Annotated in this window: 39 protein-coding genes; 37 read left to right on the forward strand and 2 right to left on the reverse strand. The window is 50.3% G+C overall.

Going from position 1 to position 23,383, the window contains the following annotated elements; all coding sequences use genetic code 11:
• Positions 1 to 100: 100 nt before the first annotated feature.
• The 4 genes from kefG (at position 101) to slyD (ending at position 3,348) form a co-directional block, all read left to right on the forward strand.
• Complete coding sequence (gene kefG / locus HV213_RS02375; protein WP_181484672.1) at positions 101 to 661, forward strand: glutathione-regulated potassium-efflux system ancillary protein KefG; 561 nt, start codon at positions 101 to 103, stop codon at positions 659 to 661.
• Positions 648 to 2,453, forward strand: coding sequence for a glutathione-regulated potassium-efflux system protein KefB (kefB, locus tag HV213_RS02380; RefSeq protein WP_181484673.1), 1,806 nt, complete (start codon positions 648 to 650; stop codon positions 2,451 to 2,453). Before kefG ends, kefB begins: the two co-directional genes overlap by 14 nt.
• 12 nt (positions 2,454 to 2,465) lie before the next feature.
• A complete protein-coding gene (locus HV213_RS02385) occupies positions 2,466 to 2,666 on the forward strand; it encodes a YheV family putative zinc ribbon protein (RefSeq protein ID WP_110274993.1) in 201 nt (66 codons plus the stop codon).
• 94 nt (positions 2,667 to 2,760) lie between these two features.
• Positions 2,761 to 3,348: a peptidylprolyl isomerase gene (gene slyD, locus HV213_RS02390; RefSeq protein WP_110274995.1), complete on the forward strand. Its 588-nt coding sequence runs from the start codon at positions 2,761 to 2,763 to the stop codon at positions 3,346 to 3,348.
• Between the two features lie 59 nt (positions 3,349 to 3,407).
• Here slyD and HV213_RS02395 read toward each other — a convergent pair whose 3' ends face one another.
• Positions 3,408 to 3,626, reverse strand: coding sequence for a protein SlyX (locus tag HV213_RS02395; protein WP_110274997.1), 219 nt, complete (start codon positions 3,624 to 3,626; stop codon positions 3,408 to 3,410).
• A 222-nt stretch (positions 3,627 to 3,848) separates the two neighbouring features.
• Between HV213_RS02395 and fkpA the strand changes: the two genes are divergently transcribed.
• From fkpA to bfr, 11 genes are all read left to right on the forward strand, one after another.
• Positions 3,849 to 4,667 (forward strand): FKBP-type peptidyl-prolyl cis-trans isomerase, encoded by an 819-nt coding sequence (fkpA, locus tag HV213_RS02400; RefSeq protein ID WP_110274999.1) that lies wholly within the window; start codon positions 3,849 to 3,851, stop codon positions 4,665 to 4,667.
• Positions 4,668 to 4,833: 166 nt separating this feature from the next.
• Complete coding sequence (locus HV213_RS02405) at positions 4,834 to 5,556, forward strand: helix-turn-helix transcriptional regulator (protein ID WP_110275001.1); 723 nt, start codon at positions 4,834 to 4,836, stop codon at positions 5,554 to 5,556.
• Positions 5,556 to 5,942: a sulfurtransferase complex subunit TusD gene (gene tusD / locus HV213_RS02410; protein WP_181484674.1), complete on the forward strand. Its 387-nt coding sequence runs from the start codon at positions 5,556 to 5,558 to the stop codon at positions 5,940 to 5,942. Before HV213_RS02405 ends, tusD begins: the two co-directional genes overlap by 1 nt.
• A complete protein-coding gene (gene tusC, locus HV213_RS02415; RefSeq protein WP_112214738.1) occupies positions 5,942 to 6,301 on the forward strand; it encodes a sulfurtransferase complex subunit TusC in 360 nt (119 codons plus the stop codon). Before tusD ends, tusC begins: the two co-directional genes overlap by 1 nt.
• A 7-nt stretch (positions 6,302 to 6,308) precedes the next feature.
• Positions 6,309 to 6,596, forward strand: coding sequence for a sulfurtransferase complex subunit TusB (tusB, locus tag HV213_RS02420; protein WP_110275005.1), 288 nt, complete (start codon positions 6,309 to 6,311; stop codon positions 6,594 to 6,596).
• 124 nt (positions 6,597 to 6,720) lie between these two features.
• The gene (gene rpsL / locus HV213_RS02425) at positions 6,721 to 7,095 is read left to right on the forward strand and encodes a 30S ribosomal protein S12 (protein ID WP_110275007.1); all 375 of its coding nucleotides are present in this window, start codon (positions 6,721 to 6,723) and stop codon (positions 7,093 to 7,095) included.
• A 95-nt stretch (positions 7,096 to 7,190) separates the two neighbouring features.
• A complete protein-coding gene (rpsG, locus tag HV213_RS02430; RefSeq protein WP_004106370.1) occupies positions 7,191 to 7,661 on the forward strand; it encodes a 30S ribosomal protein S7 in 471 nt (156 codons plus the stop codon).
• Between the two features lie 96 nt (positions 7,662 to 7,757).
• Entirely contained in the window at positions 7,758 to 9,872 is a 2,115-nt protein-coding gene (gene fusA, locus HV213_RS02435; RefSeq protein ID WP_110275009.1) for an elongation factor G, read from the forward strand.
• Positions 9,873 to 9,942: 70 nt separating this feature from the next.
• The gene (gene tuf / locus HV213_RS02440; RefSeq protein WP_181484675.1) at positions 9,943 to 11,127 is read left to right on the forward strand and encodes an elongation factor Tu; all 1,185 of its coding nucleotides are present in this window, start codon (positions 9,943 to 9,945) and stop codon (positions 11,125 to 11,127) included.
• A gap of 175 nt (positions 11,128 to 11,302) precedes the next feature.
• The gene (bfd, locus tag HV213_RS02445) at positions 11,303 to 11,497 is read left to right on the forward strand and encodes a bacterioferritin-associated ferredoxin (RefSeq protein WP_110275013.1); all 195 of its coding nucleotides are present in this window, start codon (positions 11,303 to 11,305) and stop codon (positions 11,495 to 11,497) included.
• Positions 11,498 to 11,570: 73 nt separating this feature from the next.
• The gene (gene bfr / locus HV213_RS02450) at positions 11,571 to 12,047 is read left to right on the forward strand and encodes a bacterioferritin (protein ID WP_110275015.1); all 477 of its coding nucleotides are present in this window, start codon (positions 11,571 to 11,573) and stop codon (positions 12,045 to 12,047) included.
• On the opposite strand, the gene HV213_RS02455 is transcribed toward bfr, so the two are convergent.
• On the reverse strand, positions 12,031 to 12,507 hold the full coding sequence (locus HV213_RS02455) for a prepilin peptidase (RefSeq protein WP_181484676.1): 477 nt from the start codon (positions 12,505 to 12,507) through the stop codon (positions 12,031 to 12,033). The two genes, bfr and HV213_RS02455, sit on opposite strands and share 17 nt — an antisense overlap.
• A 377-nt stretch (positions 12,508 to 12,884) precedes the next feature.
• Here HV213_RS02455 and rpsJ point away from each other — a divergent pair, with 377 nt between their 5' ends.
• From rpsJ to secY, 22 genes are all read left to right on the forward strand, one after another.
• Entirely contained in the window at positions 12,885 to 13,196 is a 312-nt protein-coding gene (rpsJ, locus tag HV213_RS02460; protein WP_001181005.1) for a 30S ribosomal protein S10, read from the forward strand.
• Positions 13,197 to 13,228: 32 nt separating this feature from the next.
• The gene (gene rplC / locus HV213_RS02465) at positions 13,229 to 13,858 is read left to right on the forward strand and encodes a 50S ribosomal protein L3 (protein WP_052284882.1); all 630 of its coding nucleotides are present in this window, start codon (positions 13,229 to 13,231) and stop codon (positions 13,856 to 13,858) included.
• Between the two features lie 10 nt (positions 13,859 to 13,868).
• A complete protein-coding gene (gene rplD / locus HV213_RS02470; RefSeq protein ID WP_015960716.1) occupies positions 13,869 to 14,474 on the forward strand; it encodes a 50S ribosomal protein L4 in 606 nt (201 codons plus the stop codon).
• On the forward strand, positions 14,471 to 14,773 hold the full coding sequence (gene rplW / locus HV213_RS02475; protein ID WP_004868363.1) for a 50S ribosomal protein L23: 303 nt from the start codon (positions 14,471 to 14,473) through the stop codon (positions 14,771 to 14,773). The genes rplD and rplW overlap by 4 nt, the downstream gene beginning before the upstream one ends.
• A 17-nt stretch (positions 14,774 to 14,790) precedes the next feature.
• Positions 14,791 to 15,612: a 50S ribosomal protein L2 gene (gene rplB, locus HV213_RS02480; protein WP_000301869.1), complete on the forward strand. Its 822-nt coding sequence runs from the start codon at positions 14,791 to 14,793 to the stop codon at positions 15,610 to 15,612.
• Between the two features lie 16 nt (positions 15,613 to 15,628).
• Complete coding sequence (gene rpsS, locus HV213_RS02485) at positions 15,629 to 15,907, forward strand: 30S ribosomal protein S19 (RefSeq protein ID WP_001138115.1); 279 nt, start codon at positions 15,629 to 15,631, stop codon at positions 15,905 to 15,907.
• A 14-nt stretch (positions 15,908 to 15,921) separates the two neighbouring features.
• Positions 15,922 to 16,254, forward strand: a complete 333-nt coding sequence (gene rplV / locus HV213_RS02490; RefSeq protein WP_000448832.1) for a 50S ribosomal protein L22 — start codon at positions 15,922 to 15,924, stop codon at positions 16,252 to 16,254.
• 17 nt (positions 16,255 to 16,271) lie between these two features.
• The gene (gene rpsC, locus HV213_RS02495) at positions 16,272 to 16,970 is read left to right on the forward strand and encodes a 30S ribosomal protein S3 (protein WP_002919766.1); all 699 of its coding nucleotides are present in this window, start codon (positions 16,272 to 16,274) and stop codon (positions 16,968 to 16,970) included.
• A 12-nt stretch (positions 16,971 to 16,982) separates the two neighbouring features.
• Positions 16,983 to 17,393, forward strand: a complete 411-nt coding sequence (gene rplP, locus HV213_RS02500) for a 50S ribosomal protein L16 (RefSeq protein ID WP_002919759.1) — start codon at positions 16,983 to 16,985, stop codon at positions 17,391 to 17,393.
• Complete coding sequence (gene rpmC, locus HV213_RS02505) at positions 17,393 to 17,584, forward strand: 50S ribosomal protein L29 (protein WP_002919754.1); 192 nt, start codon at positions 17,393 to 17,395, stop codon at positions 17,582 to 17,584. The genes rplP and rpmC overlap by 1 nt, the downstream gene beginning before the upstream one ends.
• Complete coding sequence (gene rpsQ, locus HV213_RS02510; RefSeq protein ID WP_110275019.1) at positions 17,584 to 17,838, forward strand: 30S ribosomal protein S17; 255 nt, start codon at positions 17,584 to 17,586, stop codon at positions 17,836 to 17,838. The genes rpmC and rpsQ overlap by 1 nt, the downstream gene beginning before the upstream one ends.
• A gap of 161 nt (positions 17,839 to 17,999) precedes the next feature.
• A complete protein-coding gene (rplN, locus tag HV213_RS02515) occupies positions 18,000 to 18,371 on the forward strand; it encodes a 50S ribosomal protein L14 (RefSeq protein ID WP_000613954.1) in 372 nt (123 codons plus the stop codon).
• A 10-nt stretch (positions 18,372 to 18,381) separates the two neighbouring features.
• A complete protein-coding gene (rplX, locus tag HV213_RS02520) occupies positions 18,382 to 18,696 on the forward strand; it encodes a 50S ribosomal protein L24 (RefSeq protein ID WP_110275021.1) in 315 nt (104 codons plus the stop codon).
• Between the two features lie 14 nt (positions 18,697 to 18,710).
• Complete coding sequence (gene rplE, locus HV213_RS02525; protein WP_003031123.1) at positions 18,711 to 19,250, forward strand: 50S ribosomal protein L5; 540 nt, start codon at positions 18,711 to 18,713, stop codon at positions 19,248 to 19,250.
• 14 nt (positions 19,251 to 19,264) lie between these two features.
• Positions 19,265 to 19,570, forward strand: a complete 306-nt coding sequence (gene rpsN, locus HV213_RS02530) for a 30S ribosomal protein S14 (RefSeq protein ID WP_002919667.1) — start codon at positions 19,265 to 19,267, stop codon at positions 19,568 to 19,570.
• 33 nt (positions 19,571 to 19,603) lie between these two features.
• Positions 19,604 to 19,996 (forward strand): 30S ribosomal protein S8, encoded by a 393-nt coding sequence (rpsH, locus tag HV213_RS02535; protein ID WP_004106343.1) that lies wholly within the window; start codon positions 19,604 to 19,606, stop codon positions 19,994 to 19,996.
• 12 nt (positions 19,997 to 20,008) lie between these two features.
• The gene (gene rplF, locus HV213_RS02540) at positions 20,009 to 20,542 is read left to right on the forward strand and encodes a 50S ribosomal protein L6 (protein ID WP_110275023.1); all 534 of its coding nucleotides are present in this window, start codon (positions 20,009 to 20,011) and stop codon (positions 20,540 to 20,542) included.
• 9 nt (positions 20,543 to 20,551) lie between these two features.
• Positions 20,552 to 20,905, forward strand: a complete 354-nt coding sequence (gene rplR, locus HV213_RS02545; RefSeq protein ID WP_000358960.1) for a 50S ribosomal protein L18 — start codon at positions 20,552 to 20,554, stop codon at positions 20,903 to 20,905.
• A 14-nt stretch (positions 20,906 to 20,919) separates the two neighbouring features.
• Complete coding sequence (rpsE, locus tag HV213_RS02550) at positions 20,920 to 21,423, forward strand: 30S ribosomal protein S5 (protein ID WP_004106339.1); 504 nt, start codon at positions 20,920 to 20,922, stop codon at positions 21,421 to 21,423.
• A gap of 3 nt (positions 21,424 to 21,426) precedes the next feature.
• Positions 21,427 to 21,606, forward strand: a complete 180-nt coding sequence (gene rpmD / locus HV213_RS02555) for a 50S ribosomal protein L30 (protein ID WP_001140434.1) — start codon at positions 21,427 to 21,429, stop codon at positions 21,604 to 21,606.
• Positions 21,607 to 21,609: 3 nt separating this feature from the next.
• Positions 21,610 to 22,044: a 50S ribosomal protein L15 gene (gene rplO / locus HV213_RS02560; protein WP_110275025.1), complete on the forward strand. Its 435-nt coding sequence runs from the start codon at positions 21,610 to 21,612 to the stop codon at positions 22,042 to 22,044.
• A 7-nt stretch (positions 22,045 to 22,051) separates the two neighbouring features.
• Positions 22,052 to 23,383, forward strand: a complete 1,332-nt coding sequence (secY, locus tag HV213_RS02565) for a preprotein translocase subunit SecY (protein ID WP_110275027.1) — start codon at positions 22,052 to 22,054, stop codon at positions 23,381 to 23,383.

A 23,383-nucleotide genomic window follows, 5' to 3' on the forward strand; every position in this document is an offset into this window, starting at 1 on the left:
GCAATGGTAGCCCAAAATGAAGACGATACACAAAGTCATTCTGGTTGCGTCGGGACGCAGCCGCTGCACAGGCCGCCAGAAGACGTTCGGGAGGGGAAAGATGTCTCAGACAGCGAAGGTTTTGCTGCTGTATGCCCACCCAGAATCTCAGGATTCCGTGGCCAACCGGGTTTTGCTTGAACCGGCCTTACAGTTGTCGAATGTCACCGTGCACGATCTCTACGCGCACTATCCAGATTTTTTTATCGATATTGCCTGGGAGCAGGAGTTACTGCGTCAGCATGAGGTGATCGTTTTCCAGCATCCGCTATATACCTGGAGTTGCCCGGCATTGCTGAAAGAGTGGCTGGACAGGGTATTAAGCCGCGGCTTTGCCAGCGGAGCCGGGGGAAACCAACTGGCGGGAAAGTACTGGCGGAGTGTGATTACTACTGGTGAACCGGAGAGCGCCTATCGGCGGGATGCCCATCGCTATCCGATGAACGACATCCTGCGTCCTTTTGAACTAACCGCTGGTATGTGCAGAATGCACTGGATGAGCCCTATTATCGTCTACTGGGCGCGGCGGCAATCCCCCAACGACTTGAAAAGCCACGCGCGCGCCTATCGTGACTGGTTGGCTAACCCTATAGCGGCAGGAGGTTCAAATGGCGGGAGCTGATCTGCTGCTGGCGGGGGTGTTGTTTCTGTTTGCCGCCGTGGTTGCGGTACCGTTGGCGGCGAGGCTGGGGATTGGTGCCGTGCTGGGGTATCTGCTGGCCGGTATTGCCATTGGCCCGTGGGGATTGGGTTTCATTAGCGATGTCGATGAAATTCTTCATTTCTCAGAGTTAGGCGTTGTTTTCCTGATGTTTATCATCGGGCTGGAGTTGAATCCGGCCAAGCTCTGGCGGTTAAGAAGCTCAATTTTCGGCGTAGGCGCCGCGCAGGTCGCCCTGAGTGCGCTCATTCTTGGCGGTTTGCTCATGCTTAGCGACTTCTCATGGCAGGCCGCAGTAGTTGGCGGAATTGGGTTGGCAATGTCTTCAACCGCCATGGCGCTACAGCTCATGCGTGAGAAAGGGATGAGCCGCAGCGAATCCGGACAGTTAGGTTTCTCCGTATTGTTGTTCCAGGATCTGGCAGTTATCCCTGCCCTTGCGCTGGTTCCTCTACTTGCTGGCTCGGGCGATGACCACTTTGATTGGGCCACTGTGGGGATAAAAGTCCTGGCCTTTGGTGGGATGCTGGTCGGTGGGCGCTACCTGTTGCGACCGGTTTTCCGTTTTATCGCTGGTTCCGGTGTGCGAGAGGTTTTTACCGCTGCGACCCTGCTGTTGGTACTCGGATCGGCGCTATTTATGGATGCGCTCGGCTTATCGATGGCTCTGGGGACGTTTATAGCGGGCGTACTGCTGGCAGAGAGCGAGTACCGTCATGAACTGGAGATCGCCATTGAGCCGTTTAAAGGGCTGCTGCTCGGATTGTTCTTTATTTCCGTTGGTATGGCGCTGAATCTCGGGGTGCTGTACACCCATCTGCTATGGGTTGTCGCCAGCGTCGCAATACTGGTCGCAGTGAAAGGAGGAGTCCTGTATCTGCTGGCGCGAGTTTACGGCTTACGTAGCTCGGAGCGCATGCAGTTTGCAGGCGTTCTAAGCCAAGGGGGAGAGTTCGCCTTTGTGTTGTTTTCGATGCCCGCTTCGCTTCGTCTGTTTCAAAACGATCAGATGGCGCTGCTGTTGGTCACGGTGACATTGTCGATGATGACCACGCCGCTGCTTATGACGCTAATCGATAAAGTGCTTTCGCGGCGGTTTAATCAGCCTGAAGAAGAGGATGAGGCTCCGTGGGTTGAGGATGATAAACCACAGGTCATTATCGTCGGCTTTGGGCGTTTCGGGCAGGTGATTGGCCGCCTGCTGATGGCGAATAAAATGCGCATTACGGTGCTGGAGCGCGATATCAGTGCGGTAAACCTGATGCGTAAATACGGCTATAAAGTCTACTTTGGCGACGCGACGCAACTCGAACTGCTGCGTGCAGCGGGGGCTGAGGACGCACAATCGATAGTGATCACCTGTAATGAGCCAGAGGATACGATGAGGCTTGTGGAGATGTGCCAGCAGCATTTTCCGCATCTGAATATTCTGGCTCGAGCTCGGGGACGCGTTGAGGCGCATGAGCTTTTGCAGGCTGGAGTGGCGCAATTTTCGCGCGAGACGTTCTCCAGTGCGCTGGAGTTGGGACGTAAAGCGCTTATCTCTATAGGTATGCATCCACACCAGGCACAGCGTGCGCAACTGCACTTTCGTCGTCTCGATATGCGAATGCTGCGTGAGTTAATGCCGGTGCATACTGATACCCTGCAGATATCCCGCGTGCGTGAAGCCAGGCGCGAGCTGGAAGAGATCTTTCAGCGAGAGATGCAGAAAGAGAGCAGGCAGTTAGACGGCTGGGACGAGTTTGAATAAAAGGTAAATAATATGGCGGTGCGTAAACGTTTTATTGCCGGTGCGAAATGTCCGGCGTGCCAGGCTCTGGATTCGCTGGCAATGTGGCGTGAAAATAATGTCGATATTGTTGAATGTGTTAAGTGCGGCCACCAGATGCGTGAGGCTGATAAGGAAGTTCGCGATCATGTTCGCAAAGAGGAGCAAGTGATAGGCATTTTTCATCCGGACTAGCGTTATCTATCGGCTTTTTTTAAGCTAGAGGGTACACGGCTGCAGAATTCCGCTACAATCTGCGCCACTATTCTTCCCTTGCTCAGGAGATATCATGAAAGTAGCAAAAGACCTGGTGGTCAGCCTGGCCTATCAGGTACGTACAGAAGACGGTGTGTTGGTTGATGAGTCTCCGGCAAGCGCGCCGCTGGACTACCTACATGGTCACGGCTCCCTGATTTCTGGCCTGGAAAATGCGCTGGATGGTCATGTAGTAGGCGACAAGTTTGATGTAGAAGTCGGCGCTAACGACGCGTACGGACAGTACGATGAAAACCTGGTTCAGCGCGTTCCTAAAGACGTTTTCATGGGTGTTGATGAACTGCAGGTAGGCATGCGCTTCCTGGCAGAAACCGACCAGGGCCCGGTACCGGTTGAAATCACTGAAGTGGGTGATGAACACGTTGTTGTTGACGGTAACCACATGTTGGCTGGCCAGAATCTGAAGTTCAATGTTGAAGTTATCGCGATTCGCGAAGCAACGGCTGAAGAGCTGGAGCACGGTCATGTCCACGGCGCGAATGGACACGATCATGACCATGACCACGATCATGACGGTTGCTGCGGTGGCCACGGTCACGGCCATGACCACGAACATGGTAAAGGTGGTTGCGGCGGTAATGGCGGTTGCGGTTGCCACTAATTCCATCGCATTAGCGTTCTGGAATAAAAAAAGCGGGGAAACCCGCTTTTTTTACGCCATTAGTAATGGGGCGGAGGCGTCTCTTCCGCCTGTGAGGCGATATGCGATGGTTGAGTTGCTTTTAGCTTTTCTACCATTAAGCGTAAATGTTCACGCATCCTGGCCATTTCGATCTCGTGAGCGGTGACGGTCTTGTTGAGGTCTTCAATAGTGATTTCCTGGAACGCTAACCTGCTCTCCAGTTCCGCAAGGCGAGTCTCTAAAGTGCTATCGTGCATGAGTAACCTCTTCTGTCCTATTCTGCGGTCGGATTCTACTGAAGTTTCAGCATCCGCGCAGCATCGTTGCGTGTGGCAGGAAACTAATTCATACAAAAATAGTCCTAAATGAAGCGATATTCAGGAACGTCTGTATGTAGATTTGTTCTACAACGTTCTATAGTACGTTTTTTGCTTTTTACGATAACCCTGGGGTGAGATGCCCCGGCCCTGGAGAAATGGATGAAATCACTGTTTAAAGTAACGCTGCTGGCGACCACAATGGCCGTCGCCCTGAATGCACCGCTGACCTTTGCTGCTGATACCGCAGCGAAAGCGGCACCTGCAACGGAAAGCAAATCGGCATTCAAAAATGACGATCAGAAATCTGCTTATGCGCTGGGTGCATCACTGGGACGTTACATGGAAAACTCCCTGAAAGAACAAGAAAAACTGGGTATCAAACTGGATAAAGACCAGCTGATTGCCGGCGTTCAGGACGCTTTTGCCAATAAGAGCAAACTGTCCGATCAGGAGATCGAACAGACACTGCAGACATTTGAAACTCGTGTAAAAACTGCGGCTCAGCAGAAAATGGAAAAAGATGCATCTGAAAACGATGCAAAAGGTAAAGCTTACCGCGACACCTTTGCTAAAGAGAAAGGTGTGAAAACCTCTAAATCCGGCCTGCTGTATAAAGTTGAGAAAGCCGGTACTGGCGATGCGCCTAAAGATAGCGATACTGTCGTCGTAAACTACAAAGGTACGCTGATCGATGGTAAAGAGTTTGATAACTCCTACACCCGTGGCGAGCCGCTATCCTTCCGCCTGGACGGCGTTATCCCTGGCTGGACAGAAGGTCTGAAAAATATTAAGAAAGGCGGGAAAATTCAACTGGTTATCCCACCGGATCTGGCTTACGGAAAAACTGGCGTTCCGGGAATTCCTGCGAACTCCACGCTGGTCTTTGATGTAGAGCTGCTGGATATCAAACCGGCACCAAAGGCTGATGCCAAGCCTGAAGCTGCCGCAGAAGCACCGGCCGCTGACGCCAAGAAGTAATCTGGTTTAAGCCGCCGCCTTTACAGGCGGCGGTTTTTTTATTGAGGGCAAATATAATTAAAACTGGCAAGAACCTCAGACGCTGTATTACTTTAGATAGATTAATAATGATGATGAGCCTGCCCTGACAATAACGACAGGCTCCTGAAAAGGAGTGCTTTTTTTCATGTCCAGGTCGCTTTTAACCAACGAGACCAGCGAGCTTGATTTGCTGGATCAACGTCCTTTTGACCAGACCGACTTTGATATCCTCAAATCCTATGAAGCGGTGGTGGACGGGTTAGCGATGCTCATCGGTTCCCACTGTGAAATCGTACTGCATTCGTTGCAGGACTTAAAATGTTCCGCTATCCGTATCGCCAACGGTGAACATACTGGCCGTCAAATCGGCTCGCCAATCACTGACCTTGCGCTGCGTATGCTGCACGATATGACCGGGGCCGATAGCAGCGTTTCCAAATGCTATTTTACTCGCGCCAAAAGCGGCGTGCTGATGAAGTCGGTCACGATTGCAATTCGCAACCGTGAACATAGGGTCATTGGCCTGCTGTGCATCAACATGAACCTTGATGTGCCGTTCTCGCAAATAATGAGCACCTTCATTCCGCCTGAAACGACGGAAGTGAACTCGCAGGTCAACTTTGCCTCATCGGTAGACGATCTGGTTGCGCAGACGCTTGAGTTCACCATCGAAGAGGTGAATGCCGATCGTAATGTTTCTAACAATGCCAAAAACCGCCAGATAGTCCTGAATCTTTATGAAAAAGGCATCTTTGACATTAAAGATGCCATCAATCAGGTTGCCGATAGGTTGAATATCTCTAAGCACACGGTGTATCTCTACATTCGTCAGTTTAAAAGCGGAGATTTCCAGGGGCTGGATAAGTAATGCGCTTTGCGATTACGGTGACGGGGCCTGCTTACGGTACGCAGTTGGCCAGCAGCGCATTGCAGTTTGCCCATGCTGTTTTGCAGGAAGGCCATGAACTGGTCAGCATCTTTTTCTATCGCGAAGGTGTTTATAACGCAAACCAGCTATCAGCACCGGCTAGCGATGAGTTTGATCTGGTTCGTGCATGGCAATCGTTACATGACGATCACGCTGTTTCCTTGCATATATGCGTGGCCGCAGCTTTGCGTCGAGGAGTTGTGGATCAACAGGAAGCACAACAGCTGGGATTACCAGCCTGTAATTTACAGCCTGGATTTACGCTGAGCGGATTAGGTGCGCTGGCGGAAGCCGCGTTAACCTGCGACCGGATGGTACAGTTCTGATGAAGCGCGTAGCTTTTGTATTTTCCTCTACTCCTCACGGCTCAGCATCCGGCAGAGAAGGGTTGGATGCACTGCTTGCAACATCCGCTCTGACGGAGGAAATCGGTGTATTCTTCATCGGAGATGGCGTGTTCCAGTTACTTCCGGGACAGCGGCCCGCAGCGGTGCTGGCACGCGACTATATCTCTACCTTCAAACTTTTATCGCTCTACGATATTGAGCAATGCTGGGTCTGTGCGGCTTCTGCACGTGAACGCGGCCTGAATTCTTCGACGCCATGGATCGTAGATGCCGAGTGGCTGGAGCCAGAGGCTTTACGAACCCAGCTTGACGATTTTAACGTGATACTGCGTTTTTGAGGTTCGCATGCTCCACACATTAAGCACATCTCCCTGGCATGCTGATACTGCGACAATGCTTCGTTTGATAAAAGAAGGAGACGATCTCCTGCTGATGTCTGATGGCGTCGTCGCAGCAGTTGCCGGGAGTCGCTTCCTTGAAATTCTGCAATCTGCCCCCATAACCATTCACGTTCTGCAAGAAGATATCGAAGCCCGCGGGCTGGGTGGTCAAATTGCGGACAGTGTCGTCAGGCTTAGCTATACTGATTTCGTCAGACTTACAGTCAAACACCCTGGGCAATTAGCCTGGTAATGGCGGGATCGTTGTATATTTCTTGACACCTTTTCAGCACCGCCCTAGAATTCTGCGTCCTCATATTATATGAGGCGATTTATTACATGTTTACGAAGCAAAAGCTAAAACCAGGAGCTATTTAATGGCAACAATTAACCAGCTGGTACGCAAACCACGCGCACGCAAAGTTGCAAAGAGCAACGTGCCTGCGCTGGAAGCCTGCCCGCAGAAACGTGGCGTATGTACTCGTGTATATACTACCACTCCTAAAAAACCGAACTCCGCACTGCGTAAAGTATGTCGTGTTCGTTTGACTAACGGTTTTGAAGTTTCTTCATATATCGGTGGTGAAGGCCACAACCTGCAGGAGCACTCCGTGATCCTGATCCGTGGCGGTCGTGTAAAAGACCTTCCGGGTGTTCGTTACCACACCGTTCGTGGTGCGCTTGACTGCTCCGGCGTTAAAGACCGTAAGCAAGCACGCTCCAAGTATGGCGTGAAACGTCCTAAGGCTTAATGGTTCTCCGTTAAGTAAGGCCAAACGTTTTATATTAATGTCAAACTAAACTCTTTGAGTTTTGGACAATCCTGAATTAACAACGGAGTATTTCCATGCCACGTCGTCGCGTCATTGGTCAGCGTAAAATCCTGCCGGATCCTAAGTTCGGATCAGAACTGCTGGCTAAATTTGTCAATATCCTGATGGTAGATGGTAAAAAATCTACTGCAGAAGCAATCGTATACAGCGCGCTGGAGACCCTGGCTCAGCGCTCTGGTAAAAATGAACTGGAAGCTTTCGAAGTCGCTCTCGACAACGTGCGCCCGACTGTAGAAGTTAAGTCTCGCCGCGTTGGTGGTTCTACTTATCAGGTACCAGTTGAAGTCCGTCCGGTTCGTCGTAATGCCCTGGCAATGCGTTGGATCGTTGAAGCTGCTCGTAAACGTGGTGATAAATCCATGGCTCTGCGTCTGGCGAACGAACTCTCTGATGCTGCAGACAACAAAGGTACTGCAGTTAAGAAACGTGAAGACGTTCACCGCATGGCAGAAGCCAACAAGGCGTTCGCACACTACCGTTGGTAATCCCTTCGGAGTCATAGTCACCAGGCGGGCGCTTCAAGTAAGTCGCCCGTTTTGGATAACTTAACTGAACGCCTAAAGAAATAAACGAGGAATCAAATGGCTCGTACAACACCCATCGCACGCTACCGTAACATTGGTATCAGTGCGCACATCGACGCCGGTAAAACTACTACTACCGAACGTATTCTGTTCTACACCGGTGTAAACCATAAGATCGGTGAAGTTCATGACGGCGCTGCCACCATGGACTGGATGGAACAGGAACAGGAACGTGGTATCACTATCACTTCCGCAGCGACTACTGCATTTTGGTCTGGTATGGCTAAGCAGTATGAGCCGCATCGCGTAAATATCATCGACACCCCGGGGCACGTTGACTTCACAATCGAAGTAGAACGTTCCATGCGTGTTCTTGATGGTGCGGTAATGGTTTACTGCGCAGTTGGTGGTGTTCAGCCGCAGTCTGAAACCGTATGGCGTCAGGCAAACAAATATAAAGTTCCACGCATTGCGTTCGTTAACAAAATGGACCGTATGGGTGCGAACTTCCTGAAAGTTGTTGGTCAGATCAAATCCCGCTTGGGCGCGACTCCGGTTCCGCTGCAGCTGGCAATTGGTGCTGAAGAGCATTTCACTGGTGTTGTTGACCTGGTGAAAATGAAAGCCATCAACTGGAGCGAAGAAGACGCGGGTGTAACCTTCACTTACGAAGATATTCCAGCTGACATGCAGGACCTGGCCGAAGAATGGCACCAGAACCTGATCGAGTCCGCTGCTGAAGCTTCTGAAGAGCTGATGGAGAAATACCTGGGTGGTGAAGAACTGACTGAAGAAGAGATCAAAGTAGCTCTGCGTCAGCGCGTTCTGAACAACGAAATCATCCTGGTAACCTGTGGTTCTGCGTTCAAGAACAAAGGTGTTCAGGCGATGCTGGATGCGGTAATTGATTACCTGCCATCCCCGGTTGATGTACCTGCGATCAACGGTATGTTGGACGACGGTAAAGATACTCCTGCTGAACGTCACGCTAGCGATGATGAGCCGTTTGCTGCTCTGGCATTTAAAATCGCGACCGACCCGTTTGTAGGTAACCTGACCTTCTTCCGCGTGTATTCCGGTGTGGTTAACTCTGGTGATACCATCCTGAACTCCGTGAAAGCAGCACGTGAGCGTTTTGGTCGTATCGTTCAGATGCACGCTAACAAGCGTGAAGAGATCAAAGAAGTTCGCGCGGGCGACATCGCTGCAGCTATCGGTCTGAAAGACGTAACTACGGGTGACACTCTGTGTGATCCAAACGCGCCGATCATTCTGGAGCGTATGGAATTCCCTGAGCCGGTAATCTCTATCGCGGTTGAACCAAAAACCAAAGCTGACCAGGAAAAAATGGGTCTGGCTCTGGGCCGTCTGGCTAAAGAAGACCCGTCTTTCCGCGTATGGACTGACGAAGAATCTAACCAGACTATCATCGCCGGTATGGGTGAGCTGCACCTCGACATCATCGTTGACCGTATGAAGCGTGAATTCAACGTTGAAGCGAACGTTGGTAAACCTCAGGTTGCTTACCGTGAAGCGATTCGCGCGAAAGTTACCGATATCGAAGGTAAACACGCTAAGCAGTCTGGTGGTCGCGGTCAGTATGGTCACGTCATTATTGACATGTATCCGCTGGAGCCGGGCTCTAACCCGAAAGGTTACGAGTTCATCAACGACATCAAAGGTGGTGTAATTCCTGGTGAATACATCCCGGCCGTTGATAAAGGCATCCAGGAGCAGCTGAAAGCTGGTCCTCTGGCTGGTTACCCGGTAGTTGACCTGGGCGTGCGTCTGCACTTCGGTTCTTACCACGACGTTGACTCCTCCGAACTGGCGTTTAAACTGGCCGCTTCTATTGCCTTTAAAGATGGCTTTAAGAAAGCGAAACCAGTTCTGCTTGAGCCGATCATGAAGGTTGAAGTAGAAACTCCGGAAGAGAATACTGGTGACGTTATCGGTGACCTTAGCCGTCGTCGCGGTATGCTGCGCGGTCAGGAATCCAACGTGACTGGCGTTGTGATTCATGCTGAAGTTCCGCTGTCTGAAATGTTTGGATATGCAACTCAGCTGCGTTCTCTGACCAAAGGTCGTGCTTCTTACTCTATGGAGTTCCTGAAGTATGATGATGCGCCGAATAACGTTGCTCAGGCCGTAATCGAAGCCCGTGGTAAATAAGCCGCAGGGTTAAAACCAAAGTCCCGTGCTCTCTCCTGAAGGGGAGAGCACTATAGTAAGGAATATAGCCGTGTCTAAAGAAAAATTTGAACGTACAAAACCGCACGTCAACGTCGGTACTATCGGCCACGTTGACCATGGTAAAACTACTCTGACCGCTGCAATCACTACCGTACTGGCTAAAACCTACGGCGGTGCTGCTCGCGCATTCGACCAGATCGATAACGCGCCGGAAGAAAAAGCTCGTGGTATCACTATCAACACTTCTCACGTTGAATATGACACCCCGACTCGCCACTACGCACACGTAGACTGCCCGGGCCACGCCGACTATGTTAAAAATATGATCACCGGTGCTGCGCAGATGGATGGCGCGATCCTGGTTGTTGCTGCGACTGACGGCCCGATGCCGCAGACTCGTGAGCACATCTTGCTGGGTCGTCAGGTAGGCGTTCCGTACATCATCGTGTTCCTGAACAAATGCGACATGGTTGATGACGAAGAGCTGCTGGAACTGGTAGAAATGGAAGTTCGTGAACTTCTGTCTCAGTACGATTTCCCGGGCGACGACACTCCGATCATCCGTGGTTCTGCTCTGAAAGCGCTGGAAGGCGAAGCAGAGTGGGAAGCGAAAATCATCGAACTGGCTGGCTTCCTGGATTCTTACATTCCGGAACCAGAGCGTGCGATTGACAAGCCGTTCCTGCTGCCTATCGAAGACGTATTCTCCATCTCTGGCCGTGGTACCGTTGTTACCGGTCGTGTAGAGCGTGGTATTGTTAAAGTTGGCGAAGAAGTTGAAATCGTTGGTATCAAAGAGACTGCGAAGTCTACCTGTACCGGCGTTGAAATGTTCCGCAAACTGCTGGATGAAGGCCGTGCTGGTGAGAACGTAGGTGTTCTGCTGCGTGGTATCAAACGTGAAGAAATCGAACGTGGTCAGGTACTGGCTAAGCCGGGTTCAATCAAGCCGCACACCAAATTCGAATCTGAAGTTTATATTCTGTCCAAAGATGAAGGCGGCCGTCATACTCCGTTCTTCAAAGGCTACCGTCCGCAGTTCTACTTCCGTACAACTGACGTGACTGGCACCATCGAACTGCCGGAAGGCGTAGAGATGGTTATGCCGGGCGACAACATCAAAATGGTTGTTACCCTGATCCATCCGATCGCGATGGACGACGGCCTGCGTTTCGCAATCCGTGAAGGCGGCCGTACCGTTGGTGCGGGCGTTGTTGCTAAAGTTCTGAGCTAATTATTAGTTCTGAATTAGAAAAGGGCGCTTAGGCGCCCTTTTTGCTGTCGACTATTTGAGTTAATGAGGGAAATTGTTTACAGAAATTAGTGCAGGCGTATATTTAATAATACAGGCTATTGTAATCATAACTATTCTCATTTACACTTTGCGTATAAGTTGAACGGGAGTCTGTATGTACGTTTGTCTGTGTAATGGTGTAAACGATAAAAAAATTCGTCAGGCTGTGCGTCAATTCCACCCCCAGTCTTTTCAACAACTAAGAAAATTTATTCCCGTTGGAAATCAATGCGGTAAGTGCATTCGCGCAGCTCGAGAAATTATGGAAGATGAATTAACTCGCATGCCAGAATATCAAGAGATTGCCTGAAGCCCCCCTGCTTTTTTTGACATCTCTATAGGTCGAACTACGCTTCAATAAGTGGAAGCGGAGGGACTATATAATGAAAGGTGATGTCAAAATCATAACTTATCTCAATAAATTATTGGGAAATGAGCTTGTCGCAATTAATCAATACTTTCTCCACGCGAGAATGTTTAAGAACTGGGGCCTGATGCGCCTCAACGATGTCGAATACCACGAATCCATTGATGAAATGAAACATGCCGATAAGTATATCGAGCGTATTTTGTTTCTCGAAGGAATCCCTAACCTGCAAGATCTTGGCAAACTGCGCATCGGCGAGGATGTCGAGGAGATGTTGCAATCTGATTTACGGTTGGAACTGGAAGGGGCTAAAGATTTGCGAGAAGCTATTGCCTATGCCGATAGTGTCTATGACTATGTCAGCCGCGATATGCTAATTGAGATCCTTACAGACGAAGAAAGCCACATTGATTGGTTGGAAACTGAGCTCGACTTAATCGGTAAAATTGGCCTACAGAATTATCTCCAGTCACAAATTAAGGTGGCGGACTAATAAGCGTCTGCCATCCACACCAAAGACCCGCTGCTGCCAGAAAAGGGCCAAAAGGCAGCGGGTTGTATAATACCTGCCTTTTTCTTCCCGCTATGATCTTCATCCCAAGGGTGACACATGCGAGTATGGTTGCAATGAGCACTAGTTGAGGTAATACGCCCCATCCATGCCAGGCCCCAAGAGCGGCCAGAAATTTAACGTCACCGTAACCGATGCCTTCATATCCGCGCAGTCCTCTGTATAACCAGTAGATAGTAGCAAAGGACACATAGCCAGCGATCGCCCCCCATACCGCGCTTGAAAGAGTACTTTCTGATAAATATAGATGATAAAGCAAACCAACCCAGAGTAGAGGACAGGTAAATCGATCTGGAAGCAGACCATTTCGGTAGTCGCACCAACAGAGGATGAGTGATAACCCACAGTATAAAATAATAAATATTGAGGAAGTGACGAACATGGATGGTTCCTGTGATATGGCTGTAGTAGTGAGAGTGCTGAGAAGTCGTTCATGTATCAAAGGCCAATAATGTGCAATGGAAGTAGCTATCAGATGTATTTGCCTGCATTTCACAGCGTTGATGAACATGATGATCCCTGCTCTCAGAAGCCAGTGATGAATTACTAGACAATGCTTGCGTTGCGGCTGAATTTGCGTATAATGCGCGGGCCTGTCAAAGTTGACGGCCGGTTCGAAATGAACCCTGATAGCGAAATTGGCTATCAAACAATGTTCCCAATTGGGGAGCTATGTAAGAACGGTTACACTCTCCCATCAATCGTAATGGGTATGAGGAGTAACCATTTCGTCTATAAAATAATTGGAGCTCTGGTCTCATGCAGAACCAAAGAATCCGTATCCGCCTTAAAGCGTTTGATCATCGTCTGATCGATCAATCAACCGCGGAAATCGTCGAGACTGCTAAGCGCACTGGTGCGCAAGTCCGTGGTCCGATCCCGCTGCCGACCCGCAAAGAACGTTTCACCGTTCTGATCTCTCCGCACGTCAACAAAGACGCGCGCGATCAGTACGAGATTCGTACTCACAAGCGTCTGGTTGACATCGTTGAGCCAACTGAAAAAACCGTTGATGCTCTGATGCGTCTGGATCTGGCTGCCGGTGTAGACGTGCAGATCAGCCTGGGTTAATCAGGTCATCGAGCGATTGAGAGGTTGATACAATGATTGGTTTAGTCGGTAAAAAAGTGGGCATGACCCGCATCTTCACTGAAGATGGCGTATCTATCCCAGTAACCGTTATCGAAGTTGAAGCAAACCGCGTTACTCAGATCAAAGATCTGGCTAACGATGGCTATCGCGCTGTTCAGGTTACCACTGGTGCTAAAAAAGCTAACCGTGTAACCAAGCCGGAAGCTGGTCACTTTGCTAAAGCTGGCGTAGAAGCTGGCCGCGGCCTGTGGGAGTTCCGTCTGGCAGATGGTGAAGAATACACCGTTGGTCAGAACATTAGCGTTGAACTGTTTGCTGACGTTAAAAAAGTTGACGTAACCGGTACCTCTAAAGGTAAAGGTTTCGCTGGTACCGTTAAGCGCTGGAACTTCCGTACCCAGGACGCTACCCACGGTAACTCCTTGTCTCACCGCGTTCCGGGTTCTATCGGTCAGAACCAGACTCCGGGCAAAGTGTTCAAAGGCAAGAAAATGGCAGGTCAGCTGGGCAACGAACGCGTCACTGTTCAGAGCCTGGACGTAGTACGTGTTGACGCTGAGCGCAACCTGCTGCTGGTTAAAGGTGGAGTTCCGGGTGCAACCGGCTGCGACCTGATCGTTAAACCAGCTGTGAAGGCGTAAGGGGATAGCAATGGAATTAGTATTGAAAGACGCGCAGAGCGCGCTGACTGTTTCCGAAACTACCTTCGGTCGTGATTTCAACGAAGCGCTGGTTCACCAGGTTGTTGTTGCTTATGCAGCTGGTGCTCGTCAGGGTACTCGTGCTCAGAAGACTCGTGCTGAAGTAACTGGTTCAGGCAAAAAGCCGTGGCGCCAGAAAGGTACCGGCCGTGCGCGTTCAGGTTCTATCAAGAGCCCGATCTGGCGTTCAGGTGGCGTAACCTTCGCTGCACGTCCGCAGGACCACAGTCAAAAAGTTAACAAAAAGATGTACCGCGGCGCGCTGAAAAGCATTCTGTCCGAACTGGTACGTCAGGATCGTCTGATCGTTGTCGAGACGTTCTCTGTAGAAGCGCCTAAAACTAAGCTGCTGGCACAGAAACTGAAAGACATGGCTCTGGAAGATGTGCTGATCATCACCGGTGAGCTGGACGAAAACCTGTTCCTGGCTGCGCGCAACCTGCACAAGGTTGACGTACGCGATGCAACTGGTATTGACCCGGTTAGCCTGATCGCCTTCGACAAAGTCGTAATGACTGCTGATGCTGTTAAGCAAGTTGAGGAGATGCTGGCATGATTCGTGAAGAACGTTTACTGAAGGTGCTGCGTGCACCGCACGTTTCTGAAAAAGCGTCTGCTGCGATGGAAAAAACCAATACCATCGTTCTCAAAGTTGCTAAAGACGCGACTAAAGCAGAAATCAAAGCTGCTGTGCAGAAACTGTTTGAAGTCGAAGTCGAAGTCGTTAACACCCTGGTAGTTAAAGGGAAAGTTAAACGTCACGGACAGCGTATCGGTCGTCGTAGCGACTGGAAAAAAGCTTACGTCACCCTGAAGGAAGGCCAGAATCTGGACTTCGTTGGCGGCGCTGAGTAAGTCGGAGGAGTAATACAATGGCAGTTGTTAAATGTAAACCGACATCTCCGGGTCGTCGCCACGTCGTTAAAGTGGTCAACCCAGAGCTGCACAAGGGCAAACCTTTTGCTCCGCTGGTTGAAAAAAACAGCAAATCCGGTGGTCGTAACAACAATGGCCGCATCACCACTCGTCATATTGGTGGTGGTCACAAGCAGGCTTACCGTATTGTTGACTTCAAACGCAACAAAGACGGTATCCCGGCAGTTGTTGAACGTCTTGAGTACGATCCGAACCGTTCCGCGAACATCGCGCTGGTTCTGTACAAAGACGGTGAACGCCGTTACATCCTGGCCCCTAAAGGCCTGAAAGCTGGCGACCAGATTCAGTCTGGCGTTGATGCTGCAATCAAAGCAGGTAACACCCTGCCGATGCGCAATATCCCGGTTGGTTCTACCGTTCATAACGTAGAAATGAAACCAGGTAAAGGCGGTCAGCTGGCACGTTCCGCTGGTACTTACGTTCAGATCGTTGCTCGCGATGGTGCTTATGTCACCCTGCGTCTGCGTTCTGGTGAAATGCGTAAAGTCGAAGCAGACTGCCGCGCTACTCTGGGCGAAGTTGGCAATGCTGAGCATATGCTGCGCGTTCTGGGTAAAGCAGGTGCTGCACGCTGGCGTGGTGTTCGTCCTACCGTTCGCGGTACTGCGATGAACCCAGTCGACCACCCACATGGTGGTGGTGAAGGTCGTAACTTTGGTAAGCACCCGGTAACTCCGTGGGGCGTTCAGACCAAAGGTAAGAAGACCCGCAGCAACAAGCGTACTGATAAATTCATCGTACGTCGCCGTAGCAAATAATTTTAGAGGATAAGCCATGCCACGTTCTCTCAAGAAAGGTCCTTTTATTGACCTGCACTTGCTGAAGAAGGTAGAGAAAGCGGTGGAAAGCGGAGACAAGAAGCCCCTGCGCACTTGGTCCCGTCGTTCAACGATCTTTCCTAACATGATCGGTTTGACCATCGCTGTCCATAATGGTCGTCAGCACGTTCCAGTTTTTGTTTCCGACGAAATGGTTGGTCACAAACTGGGTGAATTCGCACCGACTCGTACTTATCGCGGCCACGCTGCTGATAAAAAAGCGAAGAAAAAATAAGGTAGGAGGAAGAGATGGAAACTTTAGCTCAACATCGCCATGCTCGTTCTTCTGCTCAGAAGGTTCGCCTTGTTGCTGACCTGATTCGCGGTAAGAAAGTGTCGCAGGCCCTGGATATTCTGACCTACACCAATAAGAAAGCGGCTGTACTGGTCAAGAAGGTACTGGAATCTGCCATTGCTAACGCTGAACACAACGATGGCGCTGACATTGACGATCTGAAAGTTACGAAAATTTTCGTAGACGAAGGCCCGAGCATGAAGCGCATTATGCCGCGTGCTAAAGGTCGTGCAGATCGCATCCTGAAGCGCACCAGCCACATTACTGTGGTTGTGTCCGATCGCTGAGACTCTGGAGACTAGCAATGGGTCAGAAAGTACATCCTAATGGTATTCGCCTGGGTATTGTCAAACCATGGAACTCTACCTGGTTCGCGAACACCAAAGAATTCGCTGACAACCTGGACAGCGATTTTAAAGTACGTCAGTTCTTGACTAAAGAACTGGCTAAAGCGTCTGTATCTCGTATCGTTATCGAGCGTCCGGCTAAGAGCATTCGTGTAACTATTCACACTGCTCGCCCGGGTATCGTTATCGGTAAGAAAGGCGAAGACGTAGAAAAACTGCGCAAGGTCGTAGCGGATATCGCTGGCGTTCCTGCACAGATCAATATTGCCGAAGTTCGTAAGCCTGAACTGGACGCTAAATTGGTTGCTGACAGCATCACTTCTCAGCTGGAACGTCGCGTTATGTTCCGTCGTGCTATGAAGCGTGCTGTACAGAACGCAATGCGTCTTGGCGCTAAAGGTATTAAAGTTGAAGTTAGCGGCCGTCTGGGCGGCGCGGAAATCGCACGTACCGAATGGTACCGCGAAGGTCGCGTACCGCTGCACACTCTGCGTGCTGACATCGACTACAACACCTCTGAAGCGCACACCACTTACGGTGTAATCGGCGTTAAGGTATGGATCTTCAAAGGTGAGATCCTGGGTGGTATGGCTGCTGTTGAACAACCGGAACCGGCTGCTCAACCTAAAAAGCAGCAGCGTAAAGGCCGTAAATAAGGAGCGTCGCTGATGTTACAACCAAAGCGTACAAAATTCCGTAAAGTGCACAAAGGCCGCAACCGTGGTCTGGCGCAGGGTACGGATGTTAGCTTCGGCACTTTCGGTCTGAAAGCTGTTGGCCGTGGTCGTCTGACTGCACGTCAGATCGAAGCAGCACGTCGTGCTATGACCCGTGCAGTTAAGCGTCAAGGTAAGATCTGGATCCGTGTATTCCCGGACAAACCGATCACTGAGAAGCCGCTGGAAGTTCGTATGGGTAAAGGTAAAGGTAACGTGGAGTACTGGGTTGCCTTGATTCAGCCGGGCAAAGTCCTGTACGAAATGGACGGAGTACCGGAAGAGCTGGCCCGTGAAGCATTCGGCCTGGCAGCAGCGAAACTGCCGATCAAAACCACCTTTGTAACTAAGACGGTGATGTAATGAAAGCAAAAGAGCTGCGTGAAAAAAGCGTTGAAGAGCTGAACGCTGAGCTGCTGAACCTACTGCGTGAGCAGTTCAACCTGCGTATGCAGGCTGCAAGTGGCCAGCTGCAACAGACTCATCTGCTGAAGCAAGTGCGTCGTGATGTTGCACGTGTTAAGACTTTACTGACTCAGAAGGCGGGTGCGTAATGACCGATAAAATCCGTACTCTGCAAGGTCGTGTGGTTAGTGACAAAATGGAGAAATCCATTGTTGTTGCTATCGAACGTATGGTGAAACACCCGGTATACGGTAAATTCATCAAGCGTACGACCAAACTGCACGTACATGACGAGAACAACGAATGCGGTATCGGCGACAAAGTTGAAATCGCTGAGTGCCGTCCGCTGTCCAAGACTAAGTCCTGGACGCTGGTTCGCGTTGTAGAGAAAGCGGTTCTGTAATACAGTACGCATTCTCAACGAATAAACGGCTCAGCAATGAGCCGTTTATTTTTTCTACCCATATTTGATTTGCGGTGTTATAATGCCGCGCCCTCGATATGGGGCTTTTTAACGACCCTCTTTTGGGTCTCAGTAGTAGTTGACATTAGCGGAGCACTAAAATGATCCAAGAACAGACTATGCTGAACGTCGCCGACAACTCCGGTGCACGTCGCGTAATGTGTATCAAGGTTCTGGGTGGCTCGCACCGTCGCTACGCAGGCGTAGGCGACATCATCAAGATCACCATCAAGGAAGCGATTCCGCGTGGTAAGGTCAAGAAAGGTGATGTGCTGAAGGCGGTAGTGGTGCGCACCAAGAAGGGTGTTCGTCGCCCGGACGGTTCTGTCATTCGCTTCGATGGTAATGCATGCGTTATTTTAAACAATAACAGCGAGCAACCTATCGGTACGCGTATTTTTGGGCCGGTAACTCGTGAGCTTCGTAACGAGAAGTTCATGAAAATTATCTCTCTGGCACCAGAAGTACTCTAAGGAGCGAATCATGGCAGCGAAAATCCGTCGTGATGACGAAGTTATCGTGTTAACCGGTAAAGATAAAGGTAAACGCGGTAAAGTAAAAAATGTCCTGTCTTCCGGCAAGGTCATTGTTGAAGGTATCAACCTGGTTAAGAAACATCAGAAGCCGGTTCCGGCCCTGAACCAACCAGGCGGCATTGTAGAGAAAGAAGCAGCTATTCAGATCTCTAACCTTGCTATCTTCAACGCGGCAACCGGCAAGGCTGACCGTGTAGGCTTTAGATTTGAAGAGGGCAAAAAAGTCCGTTTCTTTAAATCTAATAGCGAAACTATCAAGTAATTTGGAGTAGTACGATGGCGAAACTGCATGATTACTACAAAGACGAAGTAGTCGCTAAACTCATGACTGAGTTTAACTACAATTCTGTCATGCAAGTCCCTCGGGTCGAGAAGATCACCCTGAACATGGGTGTTGGTGAAGCGATCGCTGACAAGAAACTGCTGGATAACGCAGCAGCTGATCTGACAGCAATCTCCGGTCAAAAACCGTTAATCACCAAAGCACGCAAATCAGTTGCAGGCTTCAAAATCCGTCAGGGCTATCCGATCGGCTGTAAAGTAACTCTGCGTGGCGAGCGCATGTGGGAGTTCTTTGAGCGCCTGATCACTATTGCTGTACCGCGTATCCGTGACTTCCGTGGCTTGTCCGCTAAGTCTTTCGACGGTCGTGGTAACTACAGCATGGGTGTCCGTGAGCAGATCATCTTCCCAGAAATCGACTACGATAAAGTCGACCGCGTTCGTGGTTTGGATATTACCATTACCACTACTGCGAAATCTGATGAAGAAGGCCGCGCTCTGCTGGCTGCCTTTGACTTCCCGTTCCGCAAGTAAGGTAGGGTTACTTAATGGCTAAGCAATCAATGAAAGCACGCGAAGTAAAGCGCGTGGCTTTAGCTGATAAATTCTTCGCTAAACGCGCTGAACTGAAAGCTATCATCTCTGATGTGAACGCAACCGACGAAGATCGTTGGAATGCGGTTCTCAAGCTGCAGACTCTGCCGCGTGATTCCAGCCCGTCTCGTCAGCGTAATCGCTGCCGTCAAACAGGTCGTCCGCATGGTTTCCTGCGGAAGTTCGGGTTGAGCCGTATTAAGGTCCGTGAAGCCGCCATGCGCGGTGAAATCCCGGGTCTGAAAAAGGCTAGCTGGTAATTGTCACCAATTGAATCACGGGAGTAAAGACAGATGAGCATGCAAGATCCGATCGCGGATATGCTGACCCGTATCCGTAACGGTCAGGCCGCGAATAAAGCTGCGGTCACCATGCCTTCCTCCAAGCTGAAAGTGGCAATTGCCAACGTGCTGAAGGAAGAAGGCTTTATTGAAGATTTTAAAGTTGAAGGCGACATCAAGCCGGAACTGGAACTGACTCTTAAGTATTTCCAGGGTAAAGCTGTTGTAGAAAGCATTCAGCGTGTCAGCCGCCCAGGTCTGCGCATCTATAAACGTAAAGATGAGCTGCCGAAAGTTATGGCGGGTCTGGGTATCGCGGTTATTTCTACCTCTAAAGGTGTTATGACTGATCGTGCAGCGCGCCAGGCTGGTCTTGGTGGCGAAATTATCTGCTACGTAGCCTAATCGGAGGAAAAAATGTCTCGTGTTGCTAAAGCACCGGTCGTTGTTCCTGCCGGCGTTGATGTAAAAATCAACGGTCAGGTTATTACGATCAAAGGTAAGAATGGCGAGCTGACTCGTACTATCAACGATGCTGTTGAAGTTAAACATGCAGATAATGCACTGACCTTCGGTCCGCGTGATGGTTACGCTGACGGATGGGCTCAGGCGGGTACCGCGCGTGCCCTGCTTAACTCAGTAGTTATCGGTGTTACCGAAGGCTTCACTAAAAAGCTTCAGCTGGTTGGTGTAGGTTATCGTGCAGCGGTCAAAGGGGATGTAGTAAACCTGGCACTAGGTTTTTCTCATCCTGTTGAGCATAAGCTGCCGGCCGGTATCACTGCAGAATGTCCGACTCAAACTGAAATCGTGCTGAAAGGCGCTGATAAGCAGGTGATCGGCCAGGTTGCAGCAGATCTGCGCGCCTACCGTCGTCCTGAGCCTTATAAAGGCAAGGGTGTTCGTTACGCCGACGAAGTCGTGCGTACCAAAGAGGCTAAGAAGAAGTAAGGTAACACTATGGATAAGAAATCTGCTCGTATCCGTCGTGCGACCCGCGCACGCCGCAAGCTCCAGGAGCTGGGTGCAACTCGCCTGGTGGTACATCGTACCCCGCGTCATATTTACGCACAGGTAATTGCACCGAATGGTTCTGAAGTTCTGGTAGCTGCTTCTACTGTAGAAAAAGCTATCGCTGAACAATTGAAGTACACCGGTAACAAAGACGCGGCCGCAGCTGTGGGTAAAGCTGTTGCTGAACGCGCTCTGGAAAAAGGCATCAAAGATGTTTCCTTTGACCGTTCCGGGTTCCAATATCATGGTCGTGTCCAGGCACTGGCAGATGCTGCCCGTGAAGCTGGCCTTCAGTTCTAAGGTAGAGGTGTAAGATGGCTCACATCGAAAAACAAGCTGGCGAACTGCAGGAAAAGCTGATCGCGGTTAACCGCGTATCTAAAACCGTTAAAGGTGGTCGTATTTTCTCCTTCACAGCTCTGACTGTAGTTGGTGACGGTAACGGTCGCGTAGGTTTTGGTTACGGTAAAGCGCGTGAAGTTCCAGCAGCGATCCAGAAAGCGATGGAAAAAGCCCGTCGCAATATGATTAATGTCGCGCTGAACCACGGCACCCTGCAACACCCGGTTAAAGGTGTTCACACGGGTTCTCGTGTATTCATGCAGCCAGCTTCCGAAGGTACCGGTATTATCGCCGGTGGTGCAATGCGCGCCGTTCTGGAAGTTGCTGGAGTTCATAACGTTCTGGCTAAAGCATATGGTTCTACTAACCCGATCAACGTGGTTCGTGCAACTATTGATGGCCTGGAAAATATGAATTCTCCAGAAATGGTCGCTGCCAAGCGTGGTAAATCCGTTGAAGAAATTCTGGGGAAATAAACCATGGCAAAGACTATTAAAATTACTCAAACCCGCAGTGCAATCGGTCGTCTGCCGAAACACAAGGCAACGCTGCTTGGCCTGGGTCTGCGTCGTATTGGTCACACCGTAGAGCGCGAGGATACTCCTGCTGTTCGTGGTATGGTCAACGCGGTTTCCTTCATGGTTAAAGTTGAGGAGTAAGAGATGCGTTTAAATACTCTGTCTCCGGCCGAAGGCTCCAAAAAGGCGGGTAAACGCCTGGGTCGTGGTATCGGTTCTGGCCTCGGTAAAACCGGTGGTCGTGGTCACAAAGGTCAGAATTCTCGTTCTGGCGGTGGCGTACGTCGCGGTTTCGAAGGTGGTCAGATGCCTCTGTACCGTCGTCTGCCGAAATTTGGCTTCACTTCTCGTAAAGCAATGATCACTGCAGAAGTTCGTCTGTCTGATCTGGCTCATGTAGAAGGCGATGTAGTCGACCTGAACACGCTGAAAGCGGCTAACATTATCGGTATCCAGATCGAGTTCGCGAAAGTGATCCTGTCTGGTGAGGTATCTCGTCCGGTAACTGTTCGTGGCCTGCGCGTGACTAAAGGTGCTCGTGCTGCTATCGAAGCTGCTGGCGGTAAAATTGAGGAATAAGTAGCAGATGGCTAAGCAACCGGGATTAGATTTTCAAAGTGCCAAAGGTGGGATTGGCGAGCTGAAACGCAGACTTTTGTTTGTAATCGGTGCGTTGATTGTGTTCCGTATTGGCTCTTTTATTCCGATCCCTGGTATTGATGCCACTGTACTTGCCAAACTGCTTGAGCAACAGCGAGGCACCATCATTGAAATGTTCAACATGTTCTCTGGTGGTGCTCTCAGCCGTGCTTCTATCTTTGCCTTGGGTATCATGCCGTATATTTCGGCATCGATCATTGTCCAGCTGCTAACGGTTGTTTATCAGCCGTTGGCGGAGCTTAAGAAAGAAGGGGAGTCTGGTCGTCGTAAGATCAGCCAGTACACCCGCTACGGTACTCTGGTGCTGGCGATATTCCAGTCGATTGGTATTGCTACTGGTCTACCGAATATGCCTGGTATGCAGGGCTTGGTCATTAACCCAGGTTTTGCGTTCTATTTCACCGCTGTTGTGAGTCTGGTTTCAGGAACGATGTTCCTGATGTGGCTAGGCGAACAGATTACTGAGCGTGGTATCGGTAACGGTATTTCGATCATTATCTTCGCTGGTATTGTTGCGGGACTCCCGCCGGCCATCGCCCATACTATCGAGCAAGCGCGTCAAGGCGACCTGCACTTCCTCCTGTTGCTGTTGGTTGCAGTATTAGTATTTGCAGTGACCTTCTTTGTTGTCTTTGTAGAACGTGGTCAACGCCGTATTGTGGTTAACTACGCGAAACGTCAACAGGGTCGTCGTGTCTATGCTGCACAGAGCACACATTTACCGCTGAAAGTGAATATGGCAGGGGTAATCCCGGCAATCTTCGCTTCCAGTATTATTCTGTTCCCGGCTACCATCACGTCATGGTTCGGGGGCGGTACTGGTTGGAACTGGCTGACAACAATTTCGCTGTATTTGCAGCCTGGGCAACCGCTTTATGTGTTACTCTATGCGTCTGCAATCATCTTCTTCTGTTTCTTCTACACGGCTTTAGTATTCAACCCGCGTGAAACAGCAGATAACCTGAAGAAGTCCGGTGCATTTGTACCAGGAATTCGTCCGGGAGAGCAAACGGCGAAGTATATCGATAAAGTAATGACTCGTCTGACTTTGGTCGGTGCGTTGTACATTACTTTTATCTGCCTGATCCCGGAGTTCATGCGTGATGCAATGAAAGTACCGTTCTACTTCGGTGGGACCTCACTGCTTATCGTTGTCGTTGTGATTATGGACTTTATGGCTCAAGTGCAAACTCTGATGATGTCAAGTCAGTATGAGTCTGCATTGAAGAAGGCGAACCTGAAAGGCTACGGCCGCTAA

It is taken from the genome of Klebsiella sp. RHBSTW-00484, assembly GCF_013705725.1.
Lineage (GTDB): Bacteria > Pseudomonadota > Gammaproteobacteria > Enterobacterales > Enterobacteriaceae > Klebsiella.